This is a genomic window from Achromobacter sp. 18P8.1.1, from assembly GCF_057799415.1.
Genome location: NZ_JBYOKH010000022.1, coordinates 1 through 26099 on the forward strand (window position 1 = coordinate 1; position 26099 = coordinate 26099).

Here is a 26099-nt window from a genome sequence, read left to right on the forward strand (position 1 = left end):
CGATCAGCAGCTGCTTCATGCGTAGCGTTCCAGGGTGTCCTGCCGGTAGTACGCCCGCAGCAAGCCATACCATTCGGGCAGCGCCTGCTGCATGGGGATGGGGTCCACGAAGAAGTGCTCCGAGCTGACGGCGAAGAATTCCGCCTCGTCGGTGGCGGCGTACGGGTCCATCGGCAGTTGCCCATACCAGGCGTCCGCTTCCTCGCTTTCCGGGTCCACGTCGTGCGGGATGGCCGCCTCGACCGCGTCCAGCGCGGCGATGAAGCGGTCCAGGCTGTCGTCCAGCACCTGCCGCCAGACTTTCGGCTTCAGATCCGGGTGCGCCGCCAGCGACGGCATGCCGTCCGCAAAGCCCGAGCGCAGGTCCAGCTTGTGGGCGAATTCATGAATCACCACGTTGAAGCCGCCGTCGGACAACTGCGTGTCTTCCCAGGACAGCACCAGCGGGCCGCCTTCCCAGGCTTCGCCGGCTGCGTCCTCGATGTATTCGTGGACCACGCCGTCGTCGTCCTGGCGCGAACGGGGAATGCGGAAGCTGGCGGGGTACACGATGATCTCGTCCCAGCCCTCATACAGTTCGGGCGCCAGGTTCAGGATGGGCAGGCTGGCCTGCGCCGCGATGGACAGGCGCATGAAGTCCGAGACCTCCATGCCCTGCGCGCCATTGATGGTCTTGCTGGCCAGCAGCCAGGCCGACCGCGCCAGCAACTGGGCGGATTCGTCGGCGTTCAACGCCGCCAGGAAGGGGTGGGCATCCAGCACCTGCCGCCAGAGTTCGGGCGAGATCCGGGCCTGCATCTCGGCCACCTCTGAAGGGCGGGCGCCCCGGCCCTTGAGCCAGCGCAACATAAGCTTCGGTTCCTTCTACTTCTATATACCGGGAGACGGCGGGGCATTCAGTGTTAACAGACCCTAGTGCTAACAGGCCCTAGTGTAGAGTGTCGGGATATCAACCCGCTACGCACGACGCCCTTCATGTCCGCCCCGCCTGTTATCGACGCGCCTTCGCCTTTCGACGCTTCCTGGCGGCAGGAGGTAGGGGCGGGCCTGGACGCCGACGGCATGGCGCTGATTGACCAGGCGGTTGCCTGGGCCATCCCCCGTTTTGAAGGGCAACAGGCGCTGACGGGTGAACCGTTGGCCAGCCACGGCGCCGGCGTCGTCCGCATCCTGGCAGCCTTGCATACCGACGCCGCCACGCGCGCCGCAGCGCTGCTGGCCGCCTTGCCTACTGACTTGATGGCGCCCGCGCCGGCCTTGCGCAACGACCCCGTCGCCACGGCGTTCGGCGCCGAGGTCGCACGCCTGGTACAGGGTACCCGCGCGCTGCTGCGCCTGGGTGTGGTGGCCCGCCAGGCCAGCGATGCCGAGGCTGAAAGCGGCTCGCAAAAGGAAATGCAGCGCAAGATGCTGCTGGCGATGGCGGCCGACCTGCGCATCGTGCTGATGCGCCTGGCCTCCCGGCTGCGCACGCTACGCTGGCACGCCGAAAGCAAGGCTCCGTGCTCCATCGCCTTTGCGCGCGAAACGCTGGACCTGTACGCGCCGCTCGCCAACCGCTTGGGCATCTGGCAGATCAAATGGGAAATGGAAGACCTGGCCTTCCGCTTCCTGGAACCCGACCGCTACAAGCAGATCGCCCGCCTGCTGGAAGAAAAGCGCGTCGAGCGCGAGGCCTTCATCGCCGGCGCCATCGATCGCCTGCAGACCGCCTTGTCCAAATCCGGCATCGAGGCCGAGGTCAGCGGCCGGCCCAAGCACATCTACAGCATCTGGAACAAGATGCGCGTCAAGCGCCTGGACTTCGCCCAGATGTACGATCTGCGCGCCTTGCGCATCATCGTCGAGGACGTGCGCGCCTGCTATACGGCGCTGGGGCTGGTGCACGAGATGTGGACGCCGCTGTCCGACGAGTTCGACGATTACATTTCGCGGCCCAAGCCCAACGGCTATCGATCGCTGCATACGGTCGTGGCGGACGACGACGGCCGGCCGTTCGAAGTGCAGATCCGCACGCGTGAAATGCACCAGTTCGCCGAATACGGCATGGCTGCGCACTGGCGCTACAAGGAAGCCGGCGCCAAGGGCGGCCAAGTGGCGGCCTCCAGCGAATACGACCGGCAATTGGCGTGGATGCGCCAACTGCTGGCCTGGAACAGCGATGTCGAAGGCGGCGCCGAACCGGGCGCGGAAACCGCCAAGCCGGAAGCCGCCAAACCGGCCGCCGGCAAGTCCGGTCCGGGCAAGAACCGCAACGTGGTGACGGCGCCCGCGCATACCGATGAACGCATCTACGTGCTGACGCCGCAGGCGCGGGTGATCGAACTGCCCGCCGGCGCGACGCCGGTGGATTTCGCCTATCACCTGCACACCGACCTGGGCCACCGCTGCCGCGGCGCCCGTGTCGACGGCCAGATGGTGCCGCTGCAGACGCGGCTGTCCACGGGGCAGACCGTCGAGATCATTTCCGCCAAGTCGGGTGGACCGTCGCGTGACTGGCTCAACCCCCAGTTGGGGTTCCTGGCCAGCCCGCGGGCGCGCGCCAAGGTGCGCATGTGGTTTAACGCCATCGAGCTGCAGCAGCGCATCACCCAAGGGCAGGCGCTGGTCGAAAAGGAATTGCAGCGGCTGGGCAAGACGGCCGTCAACCTGGAGCAACTGGCGCAGAACCTGGGCTTTGCCCGCGCCGACGACCTGTACGTGGCGGCGGCCAAGGAAGAGTTCAGCCTGCGCCAGATCGACAGCGTATTCCAGCAACCGGGGCCGGCCGTCGAACCGCAACCGGCCGCGCTGCGCCACGCCAGTGCGGGCAGCGCCGAGAAAAGCGGCAAGAGCGGCGTGCTGGTGGTGGGAGTGGGGTCGCTGTTGACGCAGCTGGCGCGCTGCTGCCGCCCGGCGCCGCCGGACGCCATCGCCGGCTTCGTTACGCGGGGGCGCGGCGTGTCCATCCACCGCAGCGATTGCCACAGCTACCTGGCGCTGGCGGCGCGCGAACCCGAACGCGTGATCGAAGTGGCCTGGGGCGAGACCTCGGATACCTTCTATCCCGTGGACATCAGCGTGCGCGCGCACGACCGCTCGGGCCTGCTGCGCGACCTGTCCGAAGTCTTCGCGCGGCTGCGCTTGAATGTCGTGGGCGTGAATACGCAAAGCAAGCAGTCGCTGGCCCACATGGTGTTCACGGTGGAAGTGCGCGGGGGCGAATCGCTCGCCCGCGCGCTGGACGCCTTGGCCGAAGTGGCCGGCGTGTCCTCGGCGACGCGCCGTTAGGACGAAGCCCCCAGGGCCGGACGGCCGTGGGGGAGGTGGCCTTAGTGGTCCAGGTTCTCGTGCGCGCGTTCGCGCATGAAGAACGAGGCAATGAGACCCAGCGCTACGCCGAACATCACGTAGTAGGCGGGGGCCATCGGCGAACCCGTGGTCTTGATCAGCCAGGTCACGATGAACTGCGCGAAGCCGCCGAAGATCATCACCGCCACGTTATAGGCCAGCGACAGGCCCACGGAGCGCACGCGCGCCGGGAACAATTCCGCCATCACCGTGCTGAACACGCCGAAGAAGGCCGACACGAAGAAGCACACCACGATCTGCACCGTCAGCAGGCGGCCGATCGACGGCGCATCCGACAGCCAGTAGTACAACGGGTACAGCACGATCAGGTAACCGATCAGCGAACCGATCACCAGCGGACGGCGGCCGATGCGGTCCGACCAGGCGCCCATGAACGGGGTCATCAGCACCATCAGCGCCGCGCCGGCCATCTGCACCATGAATGTGTCTTTCATCGGCAGCTTCAGGATCTGCGTGGAGTACGTCACCAGATACGTGAAGGTAATGTAGATGGACACCGTCGCAGTCACGACCAGGCCCACGCCGATCATCGTTTCGCGCGTGTGGGTCTTGACCATCTGCACCAGGCTCAGGCGTTGCACTTCACCGCGCGCGGCGGCCTGGCGGTCTTCTTCCTGCATCTTCTTGAAGACTTCGGTTTCGTCGATGTTCTTGCGGATATAGATCGCGATGGGAACAATGACCAGGCCGAAGGCGAACGGAATGCGCCAAGCCCAGGCGGCGATCTGTTCCTGCGTGAAGAACTCGGTGATCAGCGTGCCGCAAGCCGCGCCGATCAAGAGCGCCAGCATCTGGCCGGCCATCTGCCACGATCCGTAGAAGCCGCGTTTGCCGTTGGGGGCCATTTCGATCAGCAGTGCGGTCGACGTGCCGAATTCACCGCCCGCCGAGAAGCCCTGCAAAAGGCGCGCGATCAGGATGAAGATCGGGGCCAGGATGCCGGCGGCGTGGTAAGTCGGGGCAACCGTGATCAGTGCGATCGACACGGCCATCAGCGAGGTCACCATCACCATCGCGGCCTTGCGGCCCTTCTTGTCGCCGTACATGCCCAGGATGATGCCGCCCACCGGGCGCATGAAGAAGCCGACGCCGAAGATCGCGGTCGTCATCAGGATGGCGTTCAGTTCGCTGCCGGGCAGGTTGGGGTCGGTCGGGAAGAACAGCTTGGCGATGATCGGCGTCATGAACGCGAACACCAGGAAGTCATACCATTCGAGGGCGTTGCCTATCACTGCGGCCACGATGTTGCGTGTGGGAACTGCTTTGTGCTGCACGGTTTCTCCTTGGGGGTATTTTCCAATCCGGGCGACATTCTAGGCGCTTAACCCGTGAGCGGTGGGTAAGGCCGTCCAAGACGCGGGCGCTTCCTGGCTTTACACTTGCCGTTTTCCCCCAAAAGAGAAGTGACATGAACGCGCGCACCTGGCTGGAAACGCTGGTGGGTTTCGATACCACCAGCCGCAATTCCAATCTTGCCCTGATCGAAACCGTCCGCGATTGGCTCCGCGGCCAGGGCGTCGATGCGTGGCTGGCGCACAATCCCGAGCGCACCAAGGCCAACCTGTTCGCCACTCTGCCTGCGCAGGACGGCAACCAGCAGGGCGGCATCGTCCTGTCGGGCCACACCGACGTGGTGCCCGTGGATGGCCAGGACTGGAGCACGGACCCGTTCAAACTCGTCGAGAAAGACGGGCTGCTCTATGGGCGCGGCAGCTGCGACATGAAGGGGTTCATTGCCGGTTCGCTGGCGCTGGTGCCGGAATTCCTGGCCATGCCGCGCAAGAAGCCGATTCACCTGGCGTTCTCCTATGACGAGGAAGTCGGCTGCGCCGGCGCGCCGTACATGCTGGCCGACCTGCTGGAACGCGGCATCCGCCCCGAGGGCTGCGTGGTGGGTGAACCCACCGGCATGCAGGTGGTCGTGGCCCACAAGGGCATCAATCTCTTCCGCTGCAAGGTGCACGGCAAGGCGGCGCACTCGTCCTTGACCCCGCGCGGCTGCAACGCCATCGAATACGCTGCCCGCCTGATCTGCCGCATCCGCGATCTGGCCGACAGCTTCAAGGCCAACGGCCCGTACGACCAGTTCTACGACGTGCCGTTCTCCACCATGACCACCAATCAGATCCGGGGCGGCATCGCGGTCAATACCATCCCCGAACTGTGCGAATTCACCTACGAATTCCGCAACCTGCCGGGCATGCAACCTGACGAGATCCAGGCCGAAGTCGAAAAATACGTGCGCGATGAGCTCTTGCCGCGCATGAAGGCTGAATTCGACGGCGCCAGCATCGAAATCGAAACCGGCGCGGCTGCCCCCGCCCTCGAAGCCTCGGAAGAAGCCGCCATCACCCAGCTGGTGCGCGCGCTGACCGAAGACCGCACCACCCGCAAGGTGGCCTACGGTACCGAAGCCGGCCTGTTCCAGGGCATCGGCATTCCCACGGTCGTCTGCGGCCCCGGCCACATCGAACAGGCCCACAAGCCCGACGAATACGTCGCCCTGGACCAGATGGCCTCGTGCGAGACGTTCCTGCGCCGCCTGGGCCAATCGCTCTAAGCGCCGTCGGGGTGCAGCCAGGGCAGGGGCTTCCCACCCTGGCCGCGCCCGGGTCAGGTAAAATGACGGGTTGCAAACCGGATTTGCGGCCGGCAGTGGTCTGCCGCGATACCGGGGGAGATGCTTGGTGAAACCTTACGACTTTCCGGATGCCAAGGGCCATTTCGGCCCTTATGGCGGTGTTTTCGTGGCGGAAACGCTGATGCACGCGCTCGACGAGCTGCGTGCCGCCTATGACCATTACCGTGTCGATCCCGCCTTCCTGGAAGAGTTCAACTACGAGCTCAAGCATTTCGTCGGCCGGCCCAGTCCGGTCTACCATGCCCGCCGCTGGTCGGACCTGTTGGGCGGCGCGCAGATCTGGTTCAAGCGCGAAGACCTGAACCACACCGGCGCGCACAAGGTGAACAACTGCATCGGCCAGGCGCTCCTGGCCAAGCGCATGGGCAAGCCGCGTGTCATCGCCGAAACCGGCGCCGGCCAGCACGGCGTGGCCACGGCCACGGTGGCGGCCCGCTACGGCATGGAATGCGTGGTGTACATGGGCAGCGAAGACATCCGCCGCCAGGCGTCGAACGTCTACCGCATGAAGCTGCTGGGCGCCACGGTGGTGCCGGTCACTTCCGGTTCGCGCACCCTGAAGGACGCGCTGAACGAAGCCATGCGCGACTGGGTCACCAACATCGAAAACACGTTCTACATCATCGGCACGGTAGCGGGTCCCGACCCCTATCCCCGCATGGTGCGCGACTTCCAGACCGTCATCGGCAACGAATGCCTGACACAGATGCCTGAAGCCATCGGCCGCCAGCCCGACTACGTCGTGGCGGCGGTGGGCGGCGGCTCGAACGCCATGGGTATCTTCCATCCCTACATCCCCTATGAAAACGTGCGCCTGATCGGCGTCGAAGCGGCGGGCGAGGGCATGGACAGCGGCAAGCACGCCGCATCGCTGGCCGCCGGCCAGGTGGGCGTGCTGCACGGCAACCGCACCTACGTCATGCAGAACGCCGATGGCCAGGTCCAGGAAACGCATTCCGTGTCCGCAGGTCTGGACTACCCCGGCGTCGGCCCCGAGCATGCCTGGCTGAAGGACACGGGCCGCGCGGAATATGCGGGGATCACCGACGATGAAGCCCTGAAGGCGTTCCACGACTGCTGCCGCATCGAAGGCATCATGCCTGCGCTGGAGTCGTCTCATGCCATCGCGCAAGCCGCGAAGATGGCCCCCACGCTGCCGCGCGACGCCGTCATCCTGGTCAACTTGTCGGGCCGTGGCGACAAAGACATGCATACCGTCGCCGAACGTGCCGGTATCGAGCTCTAACAAATGACAACTCGCACTGATCGCATCGCCGCCGCCTTTGCGCGCACCGCCGAATCCGGCCGTGCCGCGGCGCTGATTCCGTATATCGCGGCAGGCGACCCGTCGCCCGCCGCTACCGTTCCCCTGATGCACGCGCTGGTCGAGGCCGGCGCCGACGTGATCGAACTCGGCGTGCCGTTTTCGGATCCCATGGCCGACGGCCCGGTGATCCAGCGCGCCGCCGACCGCGCCATCGCGCAGGGCGTGGGCCTGACCCGCGTGCTGGAGCTGGTGGCTGAATTCCGCCAACGCGACACCACCACCCCCGTGGTGCTGATGGGTTACGCCAACCCGATCGAGCGCATGGGCCAGACGGCATTTGCCGTCAACGCCGAACGCGCGGGCGTGGACGGCGTGCTGGTCGTGGACTACCCGCCTGAAGAAGTCATCGAGTTCGCCGCGACCTTGGGTGAACATGGCATTGCCCCCATTTTCCTGCTGGCTCCCACCTCCACCGAGGCCCGGATCCAGGCCGTGGCGGAAGTGGCGCGCGGCTATGTGTATTACGTGTCGCTCAAGGGCGTCACGGGCTCGGGCTCGCTGAATACCGACGACGTCGCCGAACGTGTGGCCGTCATCCGCCGCCATGTGCGCAACATCCCGGTGGGTGTCGGCTTCGGCATCCGCGACGCGGAAAGCGCCCAACGCGTGGCGCGCGTGGCCGATGCGGTCGTCATCGGCAGCAAACTGATTGAAACGATGGAGCAGGCGGTGGCTGACGCCCCGGCTGCCCAGAAAACCGACGCTGCAGTCACCGCCGCCAGCGGCTGGCTGCGCACCATCCGGCTCGCGCTGGATCAAGTAAAACGAGAAAACGCGTCGGCCTGAACGGCGGGCGCGACCTCACACGGGATGAAATATCAATGAGCTGGATCGAAAAACTCCTGCCTCCTCGCATCAATAAGACCAGCGACAGCGGCGCCCGCCGCGTGCCCGAAGGCCTTTGGGTGAAATGCCCGTCGTGCGAATCGGTGCTGTACAGCGAAGACTTGGCGGCCAATCTGCATGTGTGCCCCAAGTGCGACCATCACATGCGCATCGGCGCCCGTGCCCGCATCGATTCGCTGCTGGACATGGAAGGCCGCGTCGAAATCGGCCAGACCACGCGTTCCGTGGACACGCTGAAGTTCAAGGACACCCGCAAGTACCCCGAGCGCCTGCAAGAGGCCGTCAAGCAAACCGGTGAAACCGATGCGCTGGTGGTCATGAGCGGCTCGATCCGCGGCGTGCCCGCGACGCTTGCCTGCTTTGAATTCGAATTCATGGGCGGGTCCATGGGCTCGGTGGTGGGCGAGCGCTTTGCGCGCGGCGCCCAGGCCGCCCTGGACAACAAGACGCCGTTCATCTGTGTGGCTGCCTCCGGCGGCGCGCGCATGCAGGAAAGCCTGCTGTCGCTGATGCAGATGGCCAAGACGAACGCCATGCTCACGCGCCTGTCGGCGGCGGGCCTGCCATTCATCAGCGTGCTTACCGACCCCACCATGGGCGGCGTGTCGGCCAGCTTCGCCTTCATGGGCGACGTGGTCATCGCCGAACCCAAGGCGCTGATCGGCTTTGCCGGCCCGCGCGTGATCGAACAGACCGTGCGCGAGAAGCTTCCTGAAGGCTTCCAGCGCGCCGAGTTCCTGCTGCAGAAGGGCGCCATCGACATGGTCATCGACCGCCGCCAGCTGCGCGAGGAAATCGCCCGCCTGCTGGCGCTGTTGACCAATCAGCCGGCGGACGTCGTCACCGCCGTCTAATCCGCCTTCGCCGCGTCAAAAAATGCCGTCGTCAGCCTGGTGCTGTCGGCGGCATTTTCGTTGTTGGCCAGCCGCATAATTGTTGTGCCGCAGGCCGGATCTTGTATCGGGTGTGACCACGTTTTTCGGAACAGTGTTTTCCACCTCGAATTGTTGCCATATTGCGACAATAGCCAAGCCATGCGGCCCGGATTTTGATATGTTGCCGGTTAGACCAGAATTCTACGGAGTTACCTATGCTGTCGACCAAGAAGAAAATGCTTACCTGCCTTATCGGTTTGGCGCTTGCCGGCGCCGCCACCGTGGCCAGCGCGCAATCGTCCGAGGGCACGCAAGGCGGGGTCAGTATGCATTACGGCATCGGCGACCACTATCAGCGCTTCACGCTGAACTACGAAACCCCTTCGGTCTGGACCTACCAGTTCGGTGGCAATTGGGGCCGTCTGGACCTGACGCCTGAACTTGGCGCGTCCTACTGGTGGGCGGACGGTTCGCGTTCGCCGGGCCATGTCTGGCAGTTGAACGCCATCCCGATGTTCCGGTGGTGGACAGGCGAACGCTTCTATCTGGAGGCTGGCATCGGCGCCACAGTGTTCTCCAGCACGCGCTTCGCCAATGAGAACATCAGTACCGCCTTCCAGTTCGGCGACCACGTCGGCATGGGCTTCCTCCTGACCCCGAACAACCGTATCGGCGTGCGCTATTCGCACTTCTCCAACGCCAGCATCAAGCGCCCGAACCCGGGGCTGGACATGGTCCAGCTGACGTATACCTACCAATTCTGAGCGCAGCTCAGCTGCAATCTTGAAGCCCTCGACCACGAGGGCTTTTTTTCGGCTTGTGGTCTTGCCGCTGCGGCTGGCACCGAGCGCGTCGGGGCGGCCTTAGGCAAAAAAAAGCCCCCATCATGCGATGGGGGCTTTTTGTCGCGCGAGCGGCTTAGTGGCGCGTTTCGACTTGAACCAGCGGTTCGTTCGAGACGGTCGCAACCGGCTTGCGCTCACGGCCCAGGCGGGTCGGCGTATGCGCGGCGGCGATGCGCAGCTGGGTCTGGGCGTGGCGGTCCGGATCGGTTTCCACCCACTTCAGGCCAGCGGCGTTCACCACGTCGTGCAAGGCTTGGGCCTTGGCCGTCGGGGCCGTTGCCGGCACCACGATCGGCTGTTGTGCGTCAGCCGGGGCGGCGGCCGGCGCGGCAGCGACCGGAGCGGCGGCTTCAACCACCGGCGCGGGGGCCGTCACGACGGGTTCCGCGGCAGCGGTTTCCACGGGGGCAACGACCTGCGCAGGTGCGGACACCTGGCTGGCGGGTTCCACGGCGACCGGCTGCGTCACTTCCGGGGCAGCCGTTTGCACGGGTTGGGCCACGGGAGCGGCTGCAGCTTGCACGGGTTCGGCCTTCGGGGTGTCTGCCTGTTGGGCTTCGACCACCTGGGCTTCGACCTGCGGGGCGGCCACTTGGGTTTGCACCGGTGCGGCTTCAACGACCTGGGCTTCCGTCACCTTGGTCTGGACGGCTTGCGTCTGAGCCGGGGTGGCCTGTTCGGCGGTCACCGGAGCGGCTTCTGCAACTTGGGCCGGGGCAGCCGGAGCAGCAGGAGCGGCTTGGGTCGCGACGCCTTCGGCTTGTTCGCCGGCGTCGTCATCCGAACCGTCTTCCAGTTGCTCGTCGCTGCCAGCCAAGCCTGCTTCGTCCGGGCTGCGGCGGCCACGGCGGCTGCGGCGGCGACGGCGCTTGCGTTCCGGATCGGCTGCGCCTTCGGCGCCTTCTGCCGTCGGGATGCCGTCAGCGGTCTGCTCGGCGGCGTCGGCCGCGTCCACAGTGGCTTCAGCAGCCGGCTTGGTGTCGGGCAGGGCGGTCGCGACGCTTTGCGCCAGCGCGGCCACCATGCTTTCCTGTTCGCTCATCGGCGCGTCGGACTGGCCTTCTTCACGGCGATTGCGGCCACGGCCACGGCGGCGGTTGCGGCCAGCGCCGGTGTCGTCGCCATTGGCCAGGTCAGCCTGGTCGGGGCGGTTGGAGGCCAGGGCTGCCTGTGCAGCCTGGTCGCCGCGCGGTTCGTTGCGGTTGCCGCGGTCGCCACGTTCCTGGCGCTCGCCGCGTTCGCCTTCGGGGCGACGGTTGCCACGCACGTGATGGCGGCCGCCTTCGCTGCCTTCAGCGCCTTCGGCACGCGATTCGCCGCGACGGTTGCGGTTGCGGTCCGAACCGTGGCGTTCGCCGCGGCGTTCCTGGCCGTCATGGCCGCTGCGGCCCTTGCCGCCACGGCCGGAGGCCGCGCGCTTGGCGCTGTCTTCCTGGGCGGCGGGGGCGGGCTTGGCGGTGTCGGCATTGCCGGTCAGCCAGCCGACCAGGCGCTTGAACAGGCCGCCGAGGCCACCTGCTGCGGCGGGCGCTGCGGGAGCGGCGACCGGGGCTGCGGGCGTCGAGACGGGAGCGGGCTGCGAGGGCGTGATGCCCTTGACCAGCGCTTCCGGACGGGCCTTGATCTCGCTTTCGCGCGGCTGCCAGGGCGCGTCCGTGGCCGGCGCTTCAACCAGCTCGAAGCTGGTCTTCAGTTCTTCCAGTCGCGGATCGTCGTGGCGCAGGCGCTCGATGTGGTGGTGCGGCGTTTCCAGATGCTTGTTGGGGATCAGCATCAGGTTGACCTTCAGGCGGGCTTCCATCTTGGTGATGTCGGCGCGCTTTTCGTTCAGAAGGTAGGTGGCAACGTCCACCGGCACCTGGGCGTGGACCGCCGCGGTGTTTTCCTTCATCGCTTCTTCTTGCAGCAGGCGCAGCACGTGCAGGGCGCTGGATTCGGCATCGCGGATCACGCCGGTGCCGTTGCAGCGCGGGCAGGTGATGTGCGAGCCTTCGTTCAGGGCCGGACGCAGGCGCTGGCGCGACAGTTCCATCAGGCCGAAGCGCGAGATCTTGCCCATTTGCACGCGGGCACGGTCGAAATGGAGGGCATCACGCAGGCGCTGTTCGACGGCGCGCTGGTTCTTGCTGTCTTCCATGTCGATGAAGTCGATGACGATCAGGCCGCCCAGGTCGCGCAAGCGCAACTGGCGGGCCACTTCGTCGGCCGCTTCGGAGTTCGTGCGCAGCGCGGTTTCCTCGATGTCGGCGCCGCGCGTGGAGCGGGCCGAGTTCACGTCGACGGAAACCAGCGCTTCGGTGTGGTCGATCACGATGGCGCCGCCCGAGGGCAGCGTCACGGTGCGCGAGTACGCCGTTTCGATCTGGTGTTCGATCTGGAAGCGCGAGAACAGCGGGATGTCGTCTCGGTAGCGTTTGACGCGCTGGACGTTGTCCGGCATCACCACGCTCATGAAGGCGGTGGCCTGGTCGGCGATCTCGTCGGTGTCGATCAGGATCTCGCCGATTTCGGGCGAGAAGTAATCGCGGATGGCCCGGATGACCAGGCTGGATTCCAGGTAGATCAGGATGGGCGCGGAGTTGTCGCGGGCAGCGCCGTCGATGGCGGTCCACAGCTGCAACAGGTAGGACAGGTCCCACTGGAGCTCTTCGACGTTGCGGCCGATGCCGGCCGTGCGGGCGATGATGCTCATGCCCTGGGGCAGCTCAAGCTGCTCCATCGTGTCGCGCAGTTCCTGACGGTCTTCGCCCTCGACGCGGCGCGAAACGCCACCGCCACGGGGGTTGTTGGGCATCAGCACCAGGTAGCGGCCAGCCAGCGAGATGAACGTGGTCAGGGCAGCGCCCTTGTTGCCGCGCTCTTCCTTTTCGACCTGAACGATCAGTTCCTGGCCTTCGCGCAGCGCATCCTGGATGCGGGCGCTACGAACATCTACACCTTCCTTGAAGAAGCTGCGGGCAACTTCCTTGAAGGGCAGAAAGCCGTGACGGTCTTCACCGTAGTTGACGAAGCAAGCTTCCAGGCCGGGTTCGATCCGGGTGATGACACCTTTGTAGATGTTGCCTTTGCGTTGTTCGCGGCCGGCAGTCTCGATGTCGAGGTCGATGAGTTTTTGCCCATCGACGATTGCGACGCGTAATTCTTCCTGATGCGTCGCATTGAACAGCATGCGCTTCATGAGAGGGTTTCTCCGTTGTCATGACGCGCCGATATCGGCGCGTGACCTCGGGTCACTCGGGCTGCGGCTGAAGCGGGCAAGAAATGCGGACCGTACCTGGGCGGCGCCCAGGCGTATCCGCCGCGGGTCAGGCGGGCACGTCGTGCCGTGGGGCACGGGGTTCTGTCAGCAGGAGGGTCAGCTTCACTGAATGTGGTTTGACGGAAAAATTGCTGTGAACGGCAGTTGCGGTCGGATTGGTTGCCTACACGCAGCTGGTGCTTTAAATATGCGACGATTCTTGCAGTGCTTCAGAGCCGCTTGCGGCATGCAACGGACCTGCTGGGACAGCGGGCAAAGTGAATGCCACACCACTATCCGGCAGGGCGCGGTTGCGCCGGCGACCAAGAGACCCAGGGGTTGAATGAGCAGGCAGTACAATGGCGGCCCGCGCGCTCGACGGAGTTGCGTATTTAAATTGCATCTCTACGCCAGGCGGCTAGTTCAGCCCCTTAAGGCTGTCCCGATTATATGTCGCTTTCCGCAATGCGCAAAGAAACTTCCTCCCCCATATCCCCCTCTAAAGCCCCCCCCGCCGTCCGAATGGTGGAGGTCGATGCCGAGCATGCCGGCCAGCGTCTGGATAACTACCTGATGCGCCTGTGCAAGGGCGTCCCCAAAACGCATATCTACAAAGCCATCCGCGGCGGCGAAGTGCGCGTAAATAAGGGACGCATTTCGGTCGACTATCGCATTGTCGAGGGCGATATTGTGCGCATCCCGCCCCTGCGCTTGCCGGATCCGGGCAAGCCCCGGCCGGTGCCCGGCGCGGAATTCCCGATCGTATTCGAGGACGACGCCTTGCTGGTCGTGGACAAGCCCGCCGGCGTGGCGGTGCACGGCGGCAGCGGCGTGTCGTTCGGCGTGATCGAACAATTGCGCGCCGCCCGGCCCGAGGCCAAGTTCCTGGAGCTGGTGCATCGGCTGGACCGCGAGACCTCGGGTCTGCTCATGGTGGCCAAGAAGCGCAGCGCGCTTTTGGCCCTGCATGCCATGCTGCGGGAAGGCAAGGGCGACAAGCACTATCTGGCCCTGGTCGAGGGAGATTGGGTCAACGATCGCCAGCACATCAAGCTGAGCTTGTCCAAGTGGACCACGCAATCGGGCGAGCGCCGGGTCAAGGTGGATCCCGACGGCCAGACGGCGCACACCATCATCACGCTCAAGCAGCGCTTTGGCGGCTACAGCCTGGTCGACGCCGAGCTGCGCACCGGGCGCACCCACCAGATCCGTGTGCACCTGGCCGCCAGCGGCTTTCCCATCGTGGGTGACGACAAATACGGCCATGACGACGTCCGGGCGGAATTCGCCCGCAACGGGTTCGGCCGGATGTTCCTGCACGCCCACCAGCTGACCCTGGCTCATCCGGTCACGGGCGAGCCCCTGACCCTTACCGCCGAACTGCCTCCCGCGTGCCGGCAAATACTGAAACAACTGGAGTCGGTCTGATTATGTCGTCGTATTCGCTGGTCGTGTTTGACTGGGATGGCACCTTGATGGATTCCACGCACAGCATCGTGGCGGCCATTCAGGGCGCTTGCCGCGATCTGGACCTGGCGGTGCCCTCGGCATCCGAAGCCAGCTGGGTGATTGGTCTGTCCCTGGAAAGCGCGCTGCGCCGCGCTGTGCCGGAACTGACGCAGGCGATGATGCCCCGGTTCCTGGAGCGCTATCGCACCCACTACCTGTTGCGCGACCCCGAGTTGCGTCTGTTTGACGGCATCCCGGAGCTGTTGGCCGAGTTGGCCGGGCAGAACGTGCGCCTGGCCGTCGCGACGGGCAAGAGCCGGGTCGGCCTGACCCGCGCGCTGGCCGCGACCGGCCTGGGCCCCTTGTTCGACGCCACCCGCACCGCGGACGAAACCTTCAGCAAGCCGCACCCGGCGATGCTGCACGAACTGATGCAGGAACTGGACGTCGAGCCGGGTCGAGTCGTGATGATCGGCGATACCTCGCACGACCTGCAGATGGCGGCCAACGCCGGCGTCCATGGCCTGGGCGTGACGTATGGCGCGCATACCCTAAAGGAACTGCAAGGTTGTGCGCCGCAGGCGGTGCTCGATAGCGTGCCGCTGGTGCGCGACTGGCTCTTGCCGCGGGTGTCCGCAAGCGCCTGATCCGGTGGCCGGCCGGGAACGTCCGGCCTCGGGGCGGGTCAATCTGGAAGTTCCCGTCCGCGGCGATGCTGCCGCGGAATATCATGGGATGGCGCAACGTCTATGGCATGCGCAGGGCGCGGCCATCACTGGCAGGCCCCAGACCGGAGAGACCACGATGCTGATACGCAAGCCCGCCGATATTGTTCCGTCCGAAATCACCGACGAGGCCGTCTGGCGCTCGCGGCGCGAATTGATGCTGCGCGCCGGGCTGACGGCCGCCGCCGTGGGTTTGCCGGGCTGGGCGACGCGCAGCGCCTTTGCCCAGGACGCCGGCGCCCTGACGGGCAAGCCCAATGCGTCGCTCAGCGTCATGGACAAGCAGACCTCGCTGGCCGATGTGACGTCCTACAACAACTACTACGAGTTCGGCGTCGATAAGGGCGATCCCGCCGCGAACGCCGGCAAGTTGCAGACGCGCCCCTGGACAGTCAGCGTCGAAGGCGAGGTCGCCCGCCCACGCACCTTCAGCATCGAGGAATTGCTCAAGCTCGCGCCGATGGAAGAGCGCGTCTATCGCCTGCGCTGCGTCGAGGGCTGGTCCATGGTGATCCCATGGGTGGGCTATTCGGTGTCTGAACTGCTGAAGCAGGTCGAGCCCACGGGCAACGCCAAATACGTGGAATTCGTGACGGCGGTGCAGCGCGAGAACATGCCGGGCGTGCGCGCCGCCATCCTCGACTGGCCCTACGTGGAAGGCCTGCGTATCGACGAGGCCATGAATCCGTTGGCGATGCTGGTGTTCGGCGTGTACGGCAAGGTCCTGCCCAACCAGAACGGAGCCCCACTGCGCCTGGCAGTGCCGTGGAAATATGGGTTCAAGTCGGCCAAGTCGATCGTCAAGATCCGGCTTGTGGAAAAGCTGCCGGTGTCGTCCTGGATCAAGGCGGCGCCCCAGGAGTACGGCTTCTATGCCAACGTGAACCCCAACGTCCCGCATCCGCGCTGGAGCCAGGCGACCGAACGCCGCATCGGCGAGGACGGCCTGTTCAGCCCCAAGCGCAAGACCTTGATGTTCAACGGCTATGGCGAACAGGTGGCATCGCTCTACCAGGGCATGGACCTGAAAGCCAACTACTGAGGCATCAATGCCTGAAGGCACTTCGCAACCCGCGGCTACCGCAGTCACGCGCAAGGCGTCCCTGTCCGCTCGGGCAGTCGGGCGGTTCAAGCCTGTCCTGTTCCTGCTGGGCCTGACGCCGTTCCTGCGGTGGATCTGGCTGGGGTTCAACAACGGCCTGACCGCGAACCCCGTGGAGTTCTTGACGCGCTCGTCCGGCACGTGGACGCTGGTTTGCCTGCTGATCACGCTGACGATCACGCCGCTGCGCCGCCTGACCGGGCAGCCCGCGCTGGTTCGCGTGCGCCGCATGTGCGGGCTGTTCGCATTTTTCTACGGGGCCATGCATTTCATGGCCTGGGTCTGGTGGGACCGCGGGCTGGATCCGGCGGCGATGCTGCAGGACATTGGTGAGCGCCCTTTCATCACGGTGGGGTTTGCCGCCTTTGTGCTGATGACGGCGCTGGCGGCCACCTCCACACAGTGGGCCATGCGCCGGCTGGGCAAGCGCTGGCAGCAACTGCACCGCGCCATCTACGCGATCGGACTGCTGGCAGTGCTGCACTATTGGTGGCACAAGGCCGGCAAGAACGACCTGGCGCAGCCGCTCCTGTATGCCTCGGTGCTGGCCCTGCTGCTGGGGTGGCGGATCGTGGCGTGGTGGCGCCGCCGCGCCTAGGGTTCGCCTAAGGCATTGCCAGCATGATCGCCGCGGTTTCCGCGTCCGGCTGGCCATCGTGCAGGGCGGGGCGATAGTGCATCTGGAAGGCCGCCAATGTGTTGATTGTTGCGCGGTCCAGGGCGCCATCCTGCGGGCAGGCATAGCCCAGCCGCAGCAATTGCTTCTGGAACCAGGCCACGTCCGGCACGCCCTCGGTTTGCAGGCGCGCCAGATGCTCGGTGGCGCCGGCCTCGTCGTACCAGCGGCCGATCCCCGCCGCAGCCAATGCTTTCCACGGGAAAAGCGGCCCAGGGTCCACTTTGCGCTGCGGGGCGATATCGCTGTGGCCCACCACGTTTTCGGGGGCGATCCCGTGGCGCTGGATGATGTCGCGCAGCAGGATCGTCAGCGCCCGCAGCTGGCGTTCGTTGTAGGGGTGCCAGAGCGGCTTGCCGTCCGGGCCGTCCGTCCAGCCGGGGTTGACGACTTCGATGCCGATGGACGTGCTGTTCATGGCGATGTTGCCGTACCAGGAACTGGCGCCGGCATGCCACGCGGCACGGTTTTCATCGACCAGGCGATAGGCGCGCCCGGCGTTGTTGATCAGATAGTGCGCGCTGACCTTGCCTTGGGACAGCAGCTTCATGGAGGTGGCGTCGTCGACCGAGGTGTAGTGCAGGACGACGCTGCGTACGCGGCTGGCCTGGCTGACGGCGGTGACGGAGGTGTCCAGGTCCAGTCCGGCGGGGCCGCGCGTGGCGCAGCCCGCCAGGACTGCCGTGGCCAGCAGTGTGGAGATCAAGCGGAACATGGGTCAGCGGGCCAGGTAGAGGAACAGCGTGGGCAGCTTGTCCAATTGGGGCGCCGGCAGCTTTTTCCAGTCGGTCACGGTGTGTGTCACGACCCATTCGTCGGCAGTCGTGACCGAGCGGGCCACGCACAGCTTGGTGTCGCCCTTCAGGCTGGCCAGCAAGGTGGCGAACATGGCGGCATTGCGGTACGGCGTTTCGATCAGCAACTGGGTCTGGTTGTGCTTGGCCGAATGCTGTTCCCAGGCGCGCAACTGCTTGGCGCGTTCGGCCGGGTCCACCGGCGCGTAGCCGTGGAAAGCGAAACGCTGCCCGTCCAGGCCGCTGGCCATCAGGCCCAGCAGGATGGAAGAAGGGCCCACCCAGGGTTTGACGGTGATGCCCAGGCGATGGGCGGCGTCCACGACCTTGGCGCCGGGGTCCGCAACGGCGGGGCAGCCCGCTTCGGAGACCAGCCCGATTTCCGCGCCTTTCCTGACCGGCTCCAGCCACGCCTTGATCTGACCGTCGTTGACCTTGTCGGTCAGCGTGTGGATGGTGATTTCCTGCAGCGGCCGGGTGGTGCCGATCAGCTTCAGGAAGGCGCGCGCTGTTTTGGCGTTCTCGGCGATGTAGGTGTCCAGCCGTCCAGCCAGCGCGCGCACGTCGGCGGGCAGCCAGCGCTCGGGCGGGGCCTCTCCCAGGCCGACGGGGATCAGGTGCAGGGCGCCGCCGCTCACGCGGAAGCTCCCGGCGCGTCCAGCGGATCCAGGCCGAACCGCGTCAGCATGCGCGTCAGCTCGATCAGCGGCAGCCCGATGATGGCGGTCGGGTCGTCGCTCTGGATGCTCTCCATCAGGGCGATGCCCAGGCTTTCCGCCTTGGCGCTGCCTGCGGTATCGTAGGGTTCCTCGGCACGCAGATAGGCCTCGATGGCGCGGTCCGACAGCTGGCGGAAATGGCAACGCGTGACGATGTCGGCTTTTTCCACCCGTTGGCCATCCGTCACCGCCAATGCGCTGTGGAATTCCACGATTTGCCCCGACAGGGCCCGCAATTGCGCCAGGGCGCGGGGGAAATCCCCCGGTTTGCCGATCGGCTGGCCGTCCACGGTGGCCACCTGATCCGACCCGATGACGAGGCTGCCGGGGTGCTTGTCCGCCACGGCCATGGCCTTGGCGACCGACAGGCGCAGGGCCAGCGCGGCAGGCGTTTCACCGGGGTGTGGCGTTTCGTCTACATCGGGGGAAATGGCCGTAAAGGGCAGGCGCAGGCGCGACAGCAGTTCTTTGCGGTAACGCGAGCTGGACGCGAGGATCAGGCTAGGCTTGGAAGGCATGCGATATTTGACGTTAAAGCGTAAGTCGCAGTATTATCTAACGTTTTGCGGGATTTTTGCAGTGAACGGGTACCCAAATTCGGGTCGCGTTCTGGTCACGGCATGCTGTTTGGTAAAGCCAGGTGGGTAAAGCCAGGTTGGCAAAGCCAGGTGGGCAACCCCAGGTTTGCAAACCCAAGGTGGCAAGTACGTGATCCATCGCAAAGACCCGCAGATGCAAAGGATTGATCATTAAGCGCATCGATGCATTCGCATTTGCCCATAGTGGCAAGGAAGCGCATGGCACCATACCTCTTGTGCGGTTTTCGCGCGCGGTTGAAGGGTTACCCGAACAACCGCTGGGCGATGCCGGGCTTGTGACTTGGTCCGTGCGCGGTGAGGTGGGCAAGTCTGGTCTGTTGCTTGGCCGGCCCCTCTTGCACGTTCACGTGCAGGCGAACCCGGTGCTGGTGTGCCAGCGGTGCAACGCGCCGTTCGTGTATCCGGTCGATAGCGAAGTCCTCTTGCAGCTGGTCAAGTCCGAAGCCGATCTCGACGATGGTTTTACCAACGGTGATTACACCGACGGTCATGCCGACGAGGACGATGAAGACGAAGAAGGAAATGGTTTTGTGTCCAACCAGCCTGAAAAGGTGGTCGGTTCACATCATTTTGATCTGCTGGCCCAGATCGAAGATGAGCTCATTCTGAGCGTTCCGTATGTGCCCAAGCATGAAGTATGCCCGGGCGCGCAGGCCAAAGTCAGCGAAGCTCTTGATGAGCCCGCTGTCAAGCGTCCGTCGCCGTTTGCGGTGCTGGAACAACTGAAGCACAAAGATTGAGATCAACATCGGGCCGCATCGCGTACAATGCGCCCCGTTTCTAGGAGTCATCATGGCCGTTCAACAAAACAAGAAGTCCCCCTCCAAGCGCGGTATGCACCGTTCGCATGATTTTCTGGTCAGCCCGTCGACGGCTATCGAACCGAACACCGGCGAAACGCACCTGCGTCACCACATCAGCCCCAACGGCTTTTACCGTGGCCGCAAGGTCCTGAAGACCAAGGCCGACGAATAAGGCCCCCGGGCCGAACTCGTACTCGGACCAATTCGGCTGAGCGCTGATACCTGGCACCCGTGATACGCATCGCCATAGACTGTATGGGCGGAGACTTCGGTCTGCCCGTCACGATTCCGGCTGCGATCGAGTTCGCCCGGCAATTTCCGGATACCCGGCTATTGCTGGTCGGGCTTCCCGACGCTATCGAAGCGGCGCTCTCCGAGCACCGCGGGGTAGCGCGCGATCGTATGGAAATCGTGGCGGCTTCTGAAGTCGTCACCATGGACGACCCGGTCGAGGTCGCCCTGCGCCGCAAAAAAGACTCCTCCATGCGCCTGGCCGCCCAGTCCGTCAAGGACGGGCGCGCTGACGCCTGCGTTTCCGCGGGCAACACCGGCGCGTGGATGGCCATTTCACGCTACGTGCTCAAAACGCTGGACGGTATCGACCGCCCCGCGATCGCCACGTCCATTCCGAACCAGACGGGCCGCGCCACCACGGTGCTGGACCTGGGTGCGAATGTGGACTGCTCGGCCGAGCACCTACTGCAATTCGCCATCATGGGCGCCGCGCTGTCGCAGGCGGTGGACCATCGTGAGAACCCCTCCGTGGGCTTGCTCAACATCGGCGAAGAAGTCATCAAGGGCAACGAAGTCGTCAAGGAAGCTGCAGAGCTCCTGCGCGGCAGCCCGTTGAATTTCTACGGCAACGTGGAAGGCAACGACATCTTCAAGGGCACGGTCGACGTCGTCGTCTGCGACGGTTTCGTCGGCAACGTCGTGCTCAAGTCCGTCGAGGGGCTGGCGAAGATGCTGTCCAGCATCATTCGCGAAGAGTTCAAACGCAACATCGTCACCCTGCTGGCCGGCGCCATCGCCAAGCCGGTGCTCAACCGTCTGCGCAATCGCGTCGACAACCGGCGCTATAACGGCGCCGCGTTGCTGGGCTTGCGTGGCGTGGTCATCAAGAGCCATGGTTCCGCGGATGTCTACGCCTACGGTTTTGCGTTGCAACGAGCTCGCGAAGCCGTAGTGAGTAAACTGCTGGAGCGCACCGCTCAGACGGTCGCTCAGATTACCAAGCGCGTTCAATCGGGCGAGGGCGCCGCAACGCCTTCGCGGAACGTGGCTGGGGACACCGCTTGATGGATACCGCAATGAAATATTCCGCAATCGCGGGCACCGGCAGCTTCCTGCCGGAACGCGTGGTTTCGAATGACGAATTGGCAGCGGAGCTGGCGACGCGCGATATCGCCACGTCCGATGAATGGATCGTTGAGCGCACGGGCATCCGTCAGCGCCATCTGGCCGAACGCGGCGTCACGACCAGCCAGCTGGCCACCGAGGCCTCGCGCCGCGCGCTGGCGGATGCCGGTGTCGACGCTTCCGAGATCGACCTGATCGTCGTGGCCACGTCCACGCCCGATTTCGTGTTTCCCAGCACGGCCTGCCTGGTGCAGGCGAACCTGGGCGCGAAGGGTTCGGCGGCGTTCGACGTGCAGGCCGTGTGCAGCGGCTTCGTCTACGCCCTGACCACCGCCGACAGCTTCATCCGCGCGGGCCGTGCTCGTTGCGCCCTGGTGATCGGTGCGGAAGTGTTTTCGCGCATCCTCGACTGGAACGACCGCAGCACCTGCGTGCTGTTCGGCGACGGTGCAGGCGCCGTGGTGTTGAAGGCGTCCGACGAGCCGGGCATCCTGGCTGCGCAACTGCATGCCGACGGCAGCCAGATGAAGATCCTGAGCGCTGCTGGCAACGTGGCCTACGGCGACGTGACGGGCGATCCGTTCCTGCGCATGGACGGCCAGGCTGTGTTCAAGCAGGCCGTGACCGTGCTGGACCGTTCGGCCCGCGACACCTGCGCCGAAGCCGGCGTGGCGCTCGCCGACGTCGATTGGCTGATCCCGCATCAGGCCAACGTGCGCATCCTGAACTTCCTGGCGCGCAAGCTTGCCGTGCCGGTCGAGAAAGTCGTCATTACCGTTGACAGCCACGCCAACACCTCCGCGGCCAGCGTGCCGCTGGCACTGGATGCCGCGCGCCGCGATGGCCGCGTCAAGCCGGGCCAGCTCATTCTGATGCAAGGTGTGGGCGGCGGATTCACCTGGGGCTCGGTACTCGCCCGCATGTAAGGGTGTGCCCGGGGCAGGGCGGCGCTTGCGCCGCCGCCGCCCGGAGAGCGCACCTGACATTCCACACAGACACTGAATCAATCCAACCGGTCAATCATGAAAATCGCATTTGTCTTCCCTGGCCAAGGTTCGCAAGCTGTCGGCATGCTGGATGCCTGGTCGGGCGTCGCTGCCGTCACGGATACCGTGGCGCAGGCCTCGCAAGCCCTGGGGCAGGATCTGGGCGCGCTGATCGCCCAAGGCCCGGTGGAACAACTCAACCTGACCACCAATACCCAACCGGCAATGCTGACTGCGGGCGTGGCGTTCTACGCCGCCTGGTGTGCCGCTGGCGGCCGCAAGCCCGACGTCGTGGCCGGCCACAGCCTGGGCGAATACGCCGCGCTGACCGCGGCCGGTTCGCTGGCGCTTGAAGACGCCGTGCGCCTGGTGCGCGTGCGCGCCGACGCCATGCAAGCTGCCGTGCCGGTGGGCACGGGCGCCATGGCCGCCATCCTGGGCCTGGACGACGATGCCGTGCGCGCCGCGTGTGCGCAAGCCGCCCAAGGCGACATCGTCGAAGCCGTGAATTTCAACGCGCCTGCGCAGGTCGTGATCGCGGGGCATAAGGCCGCCGTTGAGCGCGCCTGCGAACTGGCCAAGGCAGCGGGCGCCAAGCGCGCGCTGCTGCTGCCGGTGTCCGCGCCGTTCCACTCCAGCCTGCTCAAGCCTGCCGCTGACGTGCTGGCTGGCGCGCTGGCTGCTGTCACGGTCTCGGCGCCGCAGATCCCCGTGATCAACAACGTCGATGTGGCGTCGCCCACGGAACCCGGGGCAATCCGGGATGCGCTGGTGCGTCAGGCATGGCATCCTGTGCGTTGGGTGGAAACGCTGCGCGCGATGAAGGCGCAAGGCGTCACGCACATCATCGAGTGCGGCCCCGGCAAGGTGCTGGCGGGCCTCACCAAGCGTATCGACCCCGAACTTACCGGCCTGGCCATCACCGATCCCGCGTCGCTTGAAGCCGCGTTGGCCGCCGTTAACGGAAATTAAAGACATGGACAACTCGATCGAACTGCAGGGCAAGATCGCGCTGGTGACCGGCGCCACGCGCGGCATCGGCCGCGCCATCGCCCAGGAACTGGCTGCGCGAGGCGCAACCGTCGTGGGCACCGCCACGTCCGAATCGGGCGCAGCCGCCATCACCGAAGCCCTGGCGCCGTCTGGCGGCCGCGGCGTGGTGCTGAATGTGACCGACGCCGAAGCCTGCGATGCGTTGATCGACGCGTTGGGCAAGGAAGGCGGCGGTCCGCACATCCTCGTCAATAACGCCGGCATCACCCGCGATACGCTGGCCATGCGCATGAAGGACGACGACTGGTCCGCCGTGCTGGACACGAACCTGACGTCCGTGTTCCGCCTGTCGCGCGCGGTCCTGCGCAGCATGATGAAGGCCCGCTGGGGACGCATCATCAACGTCACGTCCGTCGTGGGTTCCAGCGGCAACGCCGGCCAGGCGAACTACGCGGCCGCCAAGGCGGGCGTGTCGGGCATGTCGCGCGCACTGGCCCGTGAGTTGGGCAGCCGCAACATCACCGTGAACTGCGTGGCGCCCGGCTTCATCGACACCGACATGACGCGCGCGCTGGCTGAAAGCCAGACCACGGCGCTGCTGCAGCAGATTCCGCTGGGCCGTTTGGGCTCGCCGGAAGACATCGCCCATGCGGTGGCCTTTTTGTCCGGGCCGCAAGCGGGTTACATTACCGGCACCACCCTGCACGTAAACGGCGGGATGTACATGCAATAAGTCACGAATTGCGCGCGGGCGGCCCAGGCCGCCGCGCCGCCGCCGGGCAACCAGCGAGGCTGCGCGCAGTTCATCCGGAAACGCCGCATACCGGTATTCCTGCGCCCCGATGGGCGACAGAACAAGTGCGCGGTGTTATTTTTGTCACGGCCAGGCGTTGCTTTCCTCTACGCTTGGCTATAATTCGCGGGATTTTTCCCAATTGGAGATCTGCATGGAAAGCATCGAACAGCGCGTCAAGAAGATCGTCGCTGAACAACTTGGCGTGAACGAAGCCGAGATCAAGAACGAATCCTCCTTCCTTGACGACCTCGGTGCCGATTCGCTCGACATGGTCGAACTGGTCATGGCGCTCGAAGACGAATTCGAGACCGAGATCCCCGACGAAGAGGCCGAAAAGATCACGACCGTGCAACAAGCGATTGACTACATCAATTCGCACGGTAAGCAGTAAGCTCAGCCTATATCCTTCCGGTTGCCCGACTTTCGGGGCCAACCGGGAAACGGGGCGGTTTCAGGAATTTGCCGTGTGGTCCGCGTGCGGGAAGGGCGTAGTAATGCCCGACCCGCTTTCGCGTGGGCCACACGCGCAGCGCATCCCGAAAACCGCCTTTCTTTTGTCTGTTTGAGGAGTCATCCGTGAAGCGACGTGTCGTCATCACCGGCCTTGGTATCGTTTCTCCCGTAGGGAACGACCTGACCACCGCTTGGGACAATATCGTCAACGGACGTTCTGGCATCAGCCGCATCACCCGTTTCGATCCCTCGGCCATCACCACGCACATTGCTGGCGAAGTCAAAGACTTCGACATCAGCACCTATGTCTCGTCCAAAGAAGCCCGCCAGATGGATACGTTTATCCATTACGGCCTGGCTGCCGGGATGCAGGCATGGCGCGATAGTGGCCTGGAAGTCACCGAAGCCAATGCCGAGCGCATCGGCGTGATCGTGGGCTCCGGTATCGGCGGTTTGCCGCGCATCGAGGAAACCCAGGTCGAATATCTGGCCAAGGGTCCGCGACGGATCTCGCCGTTCTTCGTGCCGGGTTCGCTGATCAACCTGATCTCCGGTCATTTGTCCATTGCCTACGGCATGAAGGGCCCCAGCTACGCCGTCGTCTCGGCCTGCACCACCGGCCTGCATTGCATCGGCGACGCAGCGCGCCTGATCGAATACGGCGATGCGGACGTCATGGTTGCCGGCGGCGCCGAATCGACGGTGTCCCCGCTGGGCATCGGCGGTTTTGCCGCCATGCGCGCCTTGTCGACCCGCAACGATGATCCTCAGACGGCTTCGCGTCCCTGGGACCGCGACCGCGACGGCTTCGTACTGGGCGAGGGCGCCGGCGTTCTCGTGCTGGAAGAATACGAGCATGCCAAGAAGCGCGGCGCGCGCATCTATGGCGAACTCGCAGGCTACGGCATGAGCTCGGACGCGCACCACATTACGGCCCCCGACAAGGACGGCCCGCGCCGCGGCGTGCTCAATGCGCTGCGCAACGGCGGCCTGAACGCGGATGACATCCAGTATGTCAACGCCCACGGTACGTCCACGCCCCTGGGCGACAAGAACGAAACCGATGCGCTGAAGCTGGCGTTCGGCGATCACGCCAAGAAGCTGGTGGTCAACTCGACCAAGTCCATGACCGGGCACTTGCTCGGCGCGGCCGGCGGCATCGAGGCCGTGTTCACCACCCTGGCCGTGTACAACCAGGTTTCGCCTCCCACGATCAACATCTTCAATCAAGATCCCGAATGTGATCTGGATTACTGCGCGAACGAAGCGCGGCAGATGAAGATCGAAGTGGGCCTGTCCAATTCGTTCGGCTTCGGCGGCACCAACGGCTCCATGGCCGTTCGCCGGGTCTGATTTGGAAGGCTCGGACGTAGGGCGCTGGTCGTTTCAGGTGCCTGCCGGGCAGCCGCCCGGCGTCCGCGCGCTTGGCGGCCTGGCGATCGCCGTGGCCGCGGCGTGCGCGCTGACGGCGGCGTCCTGGGGTGGCATGGCATGGGCGGCGGGCGCGGTGATCGCGCTGCTG

General features: G+C 65.2%; 24 protein-coding genes. 18 read left to right on the forward strand and 6 right to left on the reverse strand.

Translation table 11 applies throughout. The features are described 5' to 3' along the window. Positions 1–15 precede the first annotated feature (15 nt). Positions 16–849: a M90 family metallopeptidase gene (locus AC27VE_RS15450; RefSeq protein ID WP_488704367.1), complete on the reverse strand. Its 834-nt coding sequence runs from the start codon at positions 847–849 to the stop codon at positions 16–18. 126 nt (positions 850–975) lie between these two features. Here AC27VE_RS15450 and AC27VE_RS15455 point away from each other — a divergent pair, with 126 nt between their 5' ends. Next, positions 976–3270, forward strand: a complete 2295-nt coding sequence (locus AC27VE_RS15455) for a RelA/SpoT family protein (protein ID WP_006223806.1) — start codon at positions 976–978, stop codon at positions 3268–3270. Between the two features lie 41 nt (positions 3271–3311). Here AC27VE_RS15455 and AC27VE_RS15460 read toward each other — a convergent pair whose 3' ends face one another. Further along, positions 3312–4625, reverse strand: coding sequence for an MFS transporter (locus AC27VE_RS15460; RefSeq protein ID WP_488704368.1), 1314 nt, complete (start codon positions 4623–4625; stop codon positions 3312–3314). A 134-nt stretch (positions 4626–4759) separates the two neighbouring features. Between AC27VE_RS15460 and argE the strand changes: the two genes are divergently transcribed. From argE to AC27VE_RS15485, 5 genes are all read left to right on the forward strand, one after another. Next, positions 4760–5911, forward strand: a complete 1152-nt coding sequence (gene argE / locus AC27VE_RS15465; RefSeq protein ID WP_006223808.1) for an acetylornithine deacetylase — start codon at positions 4760–4762, stop codon at positions 5909–5911. Positions 5912–6038: 127 nt separating this feature from the next. Further along, positions 6039–7238, forward strand: a complete 1200-nt coding sequence (gene trpB, locus AC27VE_RS15470) for a tryptophan synthase subunit beta (protein ID WP_006223809.1) — start codon at positions 6039–6041, stop codon at positions 7236–7238. Positions 7239–7241: 3 nt separating this feature from the next. After that, on the forward strand, positions 7242–8105 hold the full coding sequence (trpA, locus tag AC27VE_RS15475; RefSeq protein WP_427957245.1) for a tryptophan synthase subunit alpha: 864 nt from the start codon (positions 7242–7244) through the stop codon (positions 8103–8105). A gap of 35 nt (positions 8106–8140) precedes the next feature. Next, entirely contained in the window at positions 8141–9019 is an 879-nt protein-coding gene (accD, locus tag AC27VE_RS15480; RefSeq protein ID WP_088587972.1) for an acetyl-CoA carboxylase, carboxyltransferase subunit beta, read from the forward strand. A 236-nt stretch (positions 9020–9255) separates the two neighbouring features. Continuing rightward, positions 9256–9804, forward strand: coding sequence for an acyloxyacyl hydrolase (locus AC27VE_RS15485; RefSeq protein WP_488704369.1), 549 nt, complete (start codon positions 9256–9258; stop codon positions 9802–9804). 154 nt (positions 9805–9958) lie between these two features. Here AC27VE_RS15485 and AC27VE_RS15490 read toward each other — a convergent pair whose 3' ends face one another. Further along, complete coding sequence (locus AC27VE_RS15490) at positions 9959–13063, reverse strand: Rne/Rng family ribonuclease (protein ID WP_488704370.1); 3105 nt, start codon at positions 13061–13063, stop codon at positions 9959–9961. Between the two features lie 525 nt (positions 13064–13588). Here AC27VE_RS15490 and AC27VE_RS15495 point away from each other — a divergent pair. From AC27VE_RS15495 to msrQ, 4 genes are all read left to right on the forward strand, one after another. Continuing rightward, positions 13589–14551: an RluA family pseudouridine synthase gene (locus AC27VE_RS15495; RefSeq protein ID WP_175216750.1), complete on the forward strand. Its 963-nt coding sequence runs from the start codon at positions 13589–13591 to the stop codon at positions 14549–14551. Between the two features lie 2 nt (positions 14552–14553). Next, positions 14554–15219, forward strand: coding sequence for an HAD family hydrolase (locus AC27VE_RS15500; protein WP_006223815.1), 666 nt, complete (start codon positions 14554–14556; stop codon positions 15217–15219). A 157-nt stretch (positions 15220–15376) separates the two neighbouring features. Beyond that, positions 15377–16339, forward strand: coding sequence for a protein-methionine-sulfoxide reductase catalytic subunit MsrP (msrP, locus tag AC27VE_RS15505; RefSeq protein ID WP_280025918.1), 963 nt, complete (start codon positions 15377–15379; stop codon positions 16337–16339). 7 nt (positions 16340–16346) lie between these two features. After that, positions 16347–16997 (forward strand): protein-methionine-sulfoxide reductase heme-binding subunit MsrQ, encoded by a 651-nt coding sequence (gene msrQ / locus AC27VE_RS15510; protein WP_488704371.1) that lies wholly within the window; start codon positions 16347–16349, stop codon positions 16995–16997. Positions 16998–17004: 7 nt separating this feature from the next. Here the strand turns inward: msrQ and AC27VE_RS15515 are convergent, their stop codons facing one another. From AC27VE_RS15515 to AC27VE_RS15525, 3 genes are read right to left on the reverse strand one after another with little or no spacing between them, the layout of a single operon-like run. Beyond that, entirely contained in the window at positions 17005–17790 is a 786-nt protein-coding gene (locus AC27VE_RS15515) for an N-acetylmuramoyl-L-alanine amidase (RefSeq protein WP_488704372.1), read from the reverse strand. Positions 17791–17793: 3 nt separating this feature from the next. Next, entirely contained in the window at positions 17794–18507 is a 714-nt protein-coding gene (locus tag AC27VE_RS15520) for an SAM-dependent methyltransferase (protein WP_488704373.1), read from the reverse strand. Further along, the gene (locus AC27VE_RS15525; RefSeq protein ID WP_280025598.1) at positions 18504–19106 is read right to left on the reverse strand and encodes a Maf-like protein; all 603 of its coding nucleotides are present in this window, start codon (positions 19104–19106) and stop codon (positions 18504–18506) included. Before AC27VE_RS15525 ends, AC27VE_RS15520 begins: the two co-directional genes overlap by 4 nt. Positions 19107–19330: 224 nt before the next feature. On the opposite strand from AC27VE_RS15525, the gene AC27VE_RS15530 reads away from it, so the two are divergent. From AC27VE_RS15530 to fabF, 8 genes are all read left to right on the forward strand, one after another. Further along, positions 19331–19927 carry a YceD family protein gene (locus AC27VE_RS15530; RefSeq protein WP_488704374.1) on the forward strand — a complete coding sequence of 199 codons (597 nt, stop codon included), beginning with the start codon at positions 19331–19333 and terminating at the stop codon, positions 19925–19927. 52 nt (positions 19928–19979) lie between these two features. Continuing rightward, positions 19980–20162, forward strand: coding sequence for a 50S ribosomal protein L32 (rpmF, locus tag AC27VE_RS15535; RefSeq protein ID WP_006223822.1), 183 nt, complete (start codon positions 19980–19982; stop codon positions 20160–20162). 59 nt (positions 20163–20221) lie between these two features. Beyond that, entirely contained in the window at positions 20222–21289 is a 1068-nt protein-coding gene (gene plsX, locus AC27VE_RS15540; protein WP_035212788.1) for a phosphate acyltransferase PlsX, read from the forward strand. Continuing rightward, positions 21289–22275, forward strand: a complete 987-nt coding sequence (locus AC27VE_RS15545; RefSeq protein WP_006223824.1) for a beta-ketoacyl-ACP synthase III — start codon at positions 21289–21291, stop codon at positions 22273–22275. The genes plsX and AC27VE_RS15545 overlap by 1 nt, the downstream gene beginning before the upstream one ends. 96 nt (positions 22276–22371) lie before the next feature. After that, on the forward strand, positions 22372–23307 hold the full coding sequence (gene fabD, locus AC27VE_RS15550; protein ID WP_006223825.1) for an ACP S-malonyltransferase: 936 nt from the start codon (positions 22372–22374) through the stop codon (positions 23305–23307). A 4-nt stretch (positions 23308–23311) separates the two neighbouring features. Next, positions 23312–24061 (forward strand): 3-oxoacyl-ACP reductase FabG, encoded by a 750-nt coding sequence (fabG, locus tag AC27VE_RS15555; RefSeq protein WP_006223826.1) that lies wholly within the window; start codon positions 23312–23314, stop codon positions 24059–24061. A 214-nt stretch (positions 24062–24275) separates the two neighbouring features. After that, positions 24276–24515, forward strand: a complete 240-nt coding sequence (acpP, locus tag AC27VE_RS15560) for an acyl carrier protein (protein ID WP_003813816.1) — start codon at positions 24276–24278, stop codon at positions 24513–24515. Positions 24516–24700: 185 nt separating this feature from the next. Beyond that, on the forward strand, positions 24701–25930 hold the full coding sequence (gene fabF / locus AC27VE_RS15565) for a beta-ketoacyl-ACP synthase II (RefSeq protein ID WP_006223827.1): 1230 nt from the start codon (positions 24701–24703) through the stop codon (positions 25928–25930). The last annotated feature ends 169 nt before the right edge of the window (positions 25931–26099 follow it).

Coding starts and splice junctions, on each gene's coding strand:
- AC27VE_RS15545 (WP_006223824.1), top strand. CDS start 21,289: ATGGATACCGCAATGAAATATTCCGCAATCGCGGGCACCGGCAGCTTC.
- msrQ (WP_488704371.1), top strand. CDS start 16,347: ATGCCTGAAGGCACTTCGCAACCCGCGGCTACCGCAGTCACGCGCAAG.
- AC27VE_RS15490 (WP_488704370.1), bottom strand. CDS start 13,063: ATGAAGCGCATGCTGTTCAATGCGACGCATCAGGAAGAATTACGCGTC.
- rpmF (WP_006223822.1), top strand. CDS start 19,980: ATGGCCGTTCAACAAAACAAGAAGTCCCCCTCCAAGCGCGGTATGCAC.
- trpA (WP_427957245.1), top strand. CDS start 7,242: ATGACAACTCGCACTGATCGCATCGCCGCCGCCTTTGCGCGCACCGCC.
- AC27VE_RS15450 (WP_488704367.1), bottom strand. CDS start 849: ATGTTGCGCTGGCTCAAGGGCCGGGGCGCCCGCCCTTCAGAGGTGGCC.
- fabD (WP_006223825.1), top strand. CDS start 22,372: ATGAAAATCGCATTTGTCTTCCCTGGCCAAGGTTCGCAAGCTGTCGGC.
- fabG (WP_006223826.1), top strand. CDS start 23,312: ATGGACAACTCGATCGAACTGCAGGGCAAGATCGCGCTGGTGACCGGC.
- AC27VE_RS15455 (WP_006223806.1), top strand. CDS start 976: ATGTCCGCCCCGCCTGTTATCGACGCGCCTTCGCCTTTCGACGCTTCC.
- AC27VE_RS15500 (WP_006223815.1), top strand. CDS start 14,554: ATGTCGTCGTATTCGCTGGTCGTGTTTGACTGGGATGGCACCTTGATG.
- msrP (WP_280025918.1), top strand. CDS start 15,377: ATGCTGATACGCAAGCCCGCCGATATTGTTCCGTCCGAAATCACCGAC.
- AC27VE_RS15515 (WP_488704372.1), bottom strand. CDS start 17,790: ATGTTCCGCTTGATCTCCACACTGCTGGCCACGGCAGTCCTGGCGGGC.
- AC27VE_RS15495 (WP_175216750.1), top strand. CDS start 13,589: ATGCGCAAAGAAACTTCCTCCCCCATATCCCCCTCTAAAGCCCCCCCC.
- AC27VE_RS15485 (WP_488704369.1), top strand. CDS start 9,256: ATGCTGTCGACCAAGAAGAAAATGCTTACCTGCCTTATCGGTTTGGCG.
- acpP (WP_003813816.1), top strand. CDS start 24,276: ATGGAAAGCATCGAACAGCGCGTCAAGAAGATCGTCGCTGAACAACTT.
- accD (WP_088587972.1), top strand. CDS start 8,141: ATGAGCTGGATCGAAAAACTCCTGCCTCCTCGCATCAATAAGACCAGC.
- argE (WP_006223808.1), top strand. CDS start 4,760: ATGAACGCGCGCACCTGGCTGGAAACGCTGGTGGGTTTCGATACCACC.
- AC27VE_RS15525 (WP_280025598.1), bottom strand. CDS start 19,106: ATGCCTTCCAAGCCTAGCCTGATCCTCGCGTCCAGCTCGCGTTACCGC.